This window comes from Nostoc sp. PCC 9305 (assembly GCF_963920915.1).
Taxonomy (GTDB): domain Bacteria; phylum Cyanobacteriota; class Cyanobacteriia; order Cyanobacteriales; family Nostocaceae; genus Nostoc.
In genome coordinates, this window is sequence record NZ_CAWUDN010000206.1 from 1 (window position 1) to 5,108 (window position 5,108).

Consider the following 5,108-nt stretch of genomic DNA (forward strand, 5'->3'; position numbering starts at 1 on the left):
TAAAAATATTTATCTTTTAATCTAGTGTACCTCATAATAGACGCAAGTGCTGTAATGTTACTGGCGTTGTTGATATTACTGGCACGAAAAACGAATTTAGCAGTGGGATTTCCAGCATTATAGGAACGGGAACAGTTGGCAATGGGGGTAACATTACTATCAATTCTGGTTCTTTTTTATTACGCAACGGCGCTCAACTTTCTGCGTCAACTTTAGGAGTTGGGAATGCGGGGAATGTGACAGTGCAGGCACGTGATGCTGTTGACCTCGCTAATGATGCTGACATCTTTAGTACGGTGGAAGCAGGGGGCATTGGGAATGGAGGCGATATCAACATCAATGCTGCAACATTATCACTTACTGATAAGGCTCAATTGATAACCATTACTAGTGAAGCATCTGATACCCAGCCAGCAGGACGGGGGAATGCAGGCAATGTCAACATTAATGTTACTGGCGCTGTCGATATTAGTGGGGGGAAAAACGGTTTCAGCGGGATTGCCAGCGAGGTGCAAATGGGGACAGTTGGGAATGGGGGTAACATTACTATCGATTCTGGTTCTTTCTCATTGCAAAATGACGCTCAACTTTCTGCGTCAACTTCAGGAGTTGGGAATGCAGGCACAATTAAAGTTAATGCTGCTAATTTTTTCACCATTTCTGGTAGGAGTTCAAACTTTACAAGTGGGTTGTTGGTTCTCTCTGAAAGTCCGACGGGTGCTGCTGGAGATATTATCGTCAACTCACCTAAAGTTACCTTAGACAACAGTGGCACACTCAACGCCGAATCTGCATCAGGTAACGGTGGCGACATCAACTTACAAACTGATTTACTCCTTCTCCGTCGTGGCGCTCAAATTTCCACCACCGCAGGCACAGCAGAAACTACTGGTAATGGTGGCAACATTAATATTTATGCCCCGTCGGGCTTCGTTGTTGCTGTCCCAAGCGAAAATAGCGACATCACTGCTAATGCTTACACAGGCAGTGGTGGGAGAGTAGATATTCAAGCCTTTGGTATCTATGGCATTCAACCCCGCCAGTTCCCAACTCTCTTTAGTGATATCACCGCTAGTTCTGAGTTTGGTGTAAACGGGACTGTAGAACTTAACACGCCCGACATCGACCCTAACAGTGGCTTGCTAGAGTTGCCAACAATACCAGTTAACACTGAGGTAACACAAGGCTGCTATAGTGCAGGTTACGCCCAAAACCGATTTGTGATCAGTGGACGTGGCGGTTTACCCCGCAATCCCTATAACTTTCTTTCTCCTAATACAGTTCTGGTAGATTGGGTAACGCTCAATCCCAGCATCAGAAACCGCAAGAGTCCACCTGTTACCATCAAACCTACTACTGCTACGCCAAAACCGATTGTAGAAGCTACAGGGTGGGTGATGAATGCAAAAGGGGAGTTGGAACTTACAGCGAATGCACCCAGCACACCTCATGGTTCATGGCAGAACCCTGTATCTTGCCGTGCTGCTTCTTAGATGTTAATGTCCGTTTTAGAATACCCAGACTATTAAGGATGAACTCGGTCACGACTTTAGGATTGCGATCGCCATTAGACTTCTTGCAAAAGTCGGGGTAAAGGGGAAGGGGCAAAGGGGAAAAAAACTCAAAATCCTTTCCCTTTAACCTTTTCCCTTTTCCCTAAGAGTGCAAAAATATATTTTTGCAAGAGGTCTATTCTGTAAGTCTATAAAGCTACAGATAGCATATGTTTATCCTTATTAAAGTTATGATTACAAGGACTTGCACTATCTAAACCACCTTCTACAGGAGTGTAGATATTAATATGAAATTATGTAGGGCGAACGATGGGAATCGAACCCACGAATGGTGGTACCACAAACCACTGCCTTAACCACTTGGCTACGCTCGCCATTCAACAATTTGAATTATAGCAACAATTTGGCAAGCGATCAAGAGTTTTTGTTCAAGGAACGGACTTAGTTGATTTAGAGTCTCTGGAATCTAACAATTACAATGAATTTTACTTGGCAAATATGAAACCATTGACCATCATTGCGTATACTGGAGCAGCAGTAGGACTCACCGCCTTGGGTGTGACAATGGCGAAAACCAATCCCGGTCAAGTTGAATATGAAGAATATGCAGTTCAACGCTTGACAAAATACTTAAAAACCGATGTATGTAAAAAAACTACGAATATTATAGAAAATTTAATCCGTTTTAATTGTGATAAGTTGGTTGACTCGGCTAGCCCGCAAATCCAAGAAATTATTGCCAAGACTACAGAAAGGCAAGATTTTCTTATTTTTAGTGTTTACCGTACAGATTTAAAAATAAATTCTTGGATGCCTTCATACAAATTTGAAACGGTAGGAGCTTTCGATAAATTTTATACTTACACTGCTGAAGAACAATAAGGTAAGGAGTAGGGGGAGAATATACAGCAGAATTCAGAAGTCAGAATTCAGGAATCAGAATCGGCTGCACTAACAGAATAAAAACAAGCTTTATACCTACTTTTGAAACGAATAGTTGTGTACTTTACAACTTGAAATCTGCTGTAAAAGTGATTAAGAATAATTCTGTTTATTAATTGATAATAGTTTCAATAATTACCAGAGTACTTATGAACCCCGGCTTAATCTTAAGTAAGATATAGTAACTGAAAGTTCAAGCTTTGCCGATGTCATCTGCCTATCTGTTATTATCTCACGGAAGTCGCGACCCGCGCCCAGAAATTGCTATGCAGCAACTAGCTAGGCTGGTATGTCAGAAATTGTCAAGCGAACATTTGGTTGGCATCGCTGCTTTAGAAATGAGTCCTCAACCTTTACACGAGCAGATTCAACAATTTGCTAAAAGCGCTTTTGGCGATTACTCACTGTCTCAAAATGAAAATCGCCTTAAAATTGTACCGCTATTTCTACTGCCGGGAGTGCATGTGATGACAGACATTCCTGCCGAAGTAGCACTCGCACAACAGGCTGTTGGTCAAGATATCATCATTGAGTTGCAACCATATTTAGGTTCTCACCCTAATTTAGAGAAATTGCTGGCAAAGCAAATAGCTGCTATCAAAGCAGAAACATGGATTCTCTTAGCTCATGGTAGCCGTCGCCCAGGTTCGCAAGAAAGTGTGGAAGCAATGGCGGCGAGTTTGGGAGCAGTTGCTGCTTATTGGGCTGGGCCTCCTAGTTTAGAATCACGGGTGAAAGAGTTAGTAACTGCTGGTTATCGGGAAATTGCAATTTTGCCATACTTTTTATTCGCTGGTGGAATAACCGATGCGATCGCCACCTCAATAGAGGAGCTAAAATTACAATTTTCTGCGGTGAATTTCCAACTGGCCAAGCCACTGGGAGCAAGTGCAGAATTAGCCGAGCTAATTTGGGATTTAACACAGAGATGAACCGCACAGAGAAACAGGAGAACAAGTATTTGGGAAAGGTTTATTTAGTAGGTGCGGGGCCAGGAGATCCAGGATTAATTACCCTGAAGGCAAAAGGTTTGTTGGAATGTGCAGATGTAGTTATCTATGATGCCTTGGTGAGTCCTGCAATTCTGGCAATGATTAATCCCCAAGCCGAGCAAATTAATGCTGGTAAACGTGCGGGGAGACATTCGTTGTTGCAGTCAGAAACAACTCAATTGCTGATTGATAAAGCGCAGGATCATGCAATTGTAGTGCGGCTCAAGGGTGGCGATCCCTTTATTTTTGGTCGCGGTGGCGAAGAGATGGAAGAATTAGTTCAAGCTGGAATATCAACGGAAGTTGTGCCCGGTATCACTTCGGGAATTGCAGCAGCAGCTTATGCAGGTATTCCTTTGACGCATCGGCTGTATAGTTCATCAGTGACATTTGTAACTGGTCACGAGGCAGCGGGTAAGTATAGACCGCAAGTGAATTGGAGTGCGATCGCTCACGGTTCCGAAACCATTGTAATTTATATGGGAATTCACAATCTGCCTTATATTGTGGAAGAATTAAGTACTGCTGGGTTGAATTTAGAAACGCCCATTGCTTTGGTGCGCTGGGGTACGCGCCCAGAACAAGAAGAATTAATTGGGACATTGGAAACAATTGTCAAGCAGGTAGAGGAAACTGGATTTAGTGCGCCTGCGATCGCAGTTATTGGACAAGTAGTGAAGATGCACAGTATTTTATCTGGTTGTCGTCCAGTTTGATGGTTGACAAAAAGCTTATTGTTTCGTATTCTCCGATAACCCTAGTGTACGATCGATACAGCAGTTTTCTTTTGCATGAGGTACAAAGTCACTGGTTTTGAGGCAGGAGGCAGGAGGCAGAAGGCAGGAGGCAGGAGGCAGGAAGCAGAAGAATAATTTGGTTTGTGAATTCTTGGTTCTGTACCTCATTTAGTTGCAAACTGCTGTAAGGTGATTCGGTTCTGGTGGGAGTCAGCCACCAGAGGTAACGGGGAAAGTTCGGTGCAAATCCGGCGCTGTCCCGCAACTGTGAACCAATTTGAGATTAAAGAACTAAATCGAAAATCTCAAATTGAGTGAGTCAGGATGCCCGCCGAAATAGATTTATTAGTTTCACATATCTGCGAGGTACAGATGACTACGACTGTAAATATTTCCCCAACCAGTCCAATGGAAGTTGCTGAACATACTTTATTTGTTTGCAAAACCTGTGCCAGTGTTTGGCAAAATGGCAAACGCTTAGGTGAAAGTGGTGGTGAAAAACTTTTACACCAACTTCAGCAGCTGGCACAAGATTGGGAGTTACGAGATCGATTCCCAATTCAGGAAGTTGAATGCATGAGTGCTTGTAATCGTTCTTGTGTAGTCGCCTTTAGTGCCAAAGGTAAATTAACATATTTATTTGGTGATTTAGCCGTTGATGGCAGTGCCTCTGCTGTGCTGGAATGTGCTAGTCAATACTATGCTAAAGCAGATGGTTTACTGCCTTGGTCAGAGCGTCCAGAAGCAATGAAAAAGGGCATTTTAGCAAAGATTCCACCTTTATGAAGAAAAACTCAGAAGTCAGAATGGGCTAAACCTTAGCTATCCGCTAACAGCAAAGTTTTCTGTACGAATAGCTGATAAAGCCAAGGGAACTCCAAGAAATAAATTATCCAATCTTGTGGGGTGGGCATCTTGCCCGC

The 5,108-nt window shown here is 43.1% G+C and carries 5 protein-coding genes, 1 tRNA gene and 1 riboswitch; of the genes, 5 read left to right on the forward strand and 1 reads right to left on the reverse strand.

The window, feature by feature from the left end; translation table 11 throughout:
• Nucleotides 1–242 precede the first annotated feature (242 nt).
• Nucleotides 243–1,493: a hypothetical protein gene (locus tag ACM0OX_RS35030; protein WP_414519743.1), complete on the forward strand. Its 1,251-nt coding sequence runs from the start codon at nt 243–245 to the stop codon at nt 1,491–1,493.
• Nucleotides 1,494–1,815: 322 nt separating this feature from the next.
• Here the strand turns inward: ACM0OX_RS35030 and ACM0OX_RS35035 are convergent.
• Nucleotides 1,816–1,888, reverse strand: a tRNA-His gene (locus tag ACM0OX_RS35035).
• A 124-nt stretch (nt 1,889–2,012) separates the two neighbouring features.
• Between ACM0OX_RS35035 and ACM0OX_RS35040 the strand changes: the two genes are divergently transcribed.
• The 4 genes from ACM0OX_RS35040 (at nt 2,013) to ACM0OX_RS35055 (ending at nt 4,971) form a co-directional block, all read left to right on the forward strand.
• A complete protein-coding gene (locus tag ACM0OX_RS35040; protein ID WP_414519744.1) occupies nt 2,013–2,396 on the forward strand; it encodes a DUF4359 domain-containing protein in 384 nt (127 codons plus the stop codon).
• A 266-nt stretch (nt 2,397–2,662) separates the two neighbouring features.
• Entirely contained in the window at nt 2,663–3,388 is a 726-nt protein-coding gene (locus ACM0OX_RS35045; RefSeq protein ID WP_414519746.1) for a sirohydrochlorin chelatase, read from the forward strand.
• Nucleotides 3,385–4,164 (forward strand): uroporphyrinogen-III C-methyltransferase, encoded by a 780-nt coding sequence (cobA, locus tag ACM0OX_RS35050; RefSeq protein WP_414519748.1) that lies wholly within the window; start codon nt 3,385–3,387, stop codon nt 4,162–4,164. Before ACM0OX_RS35045 ends, cobA begins: the two co-directional genes overlap by 4 nt.
• A gap of 199 nt (nt 4,165–4,363) precedes the next feature.
• A riboswitch (cobalamin riboswitch) is annotated at nt 4,364–4,536 on the forward strand.
• Nucleotides 4,537–4,557: 21 nt separating this feature from the next.
• Entirely contained in the window at nt 4,558–4,971 is a 414-nt protein-coding gene (locus ACM0OX_RS35055; protein ID WP_414519749.1) for a DUF1636 domain-containing protein, read from the forward strand.
• Nucleotides 4,972–5,108 lie beyond the last annotated feature (137 nt).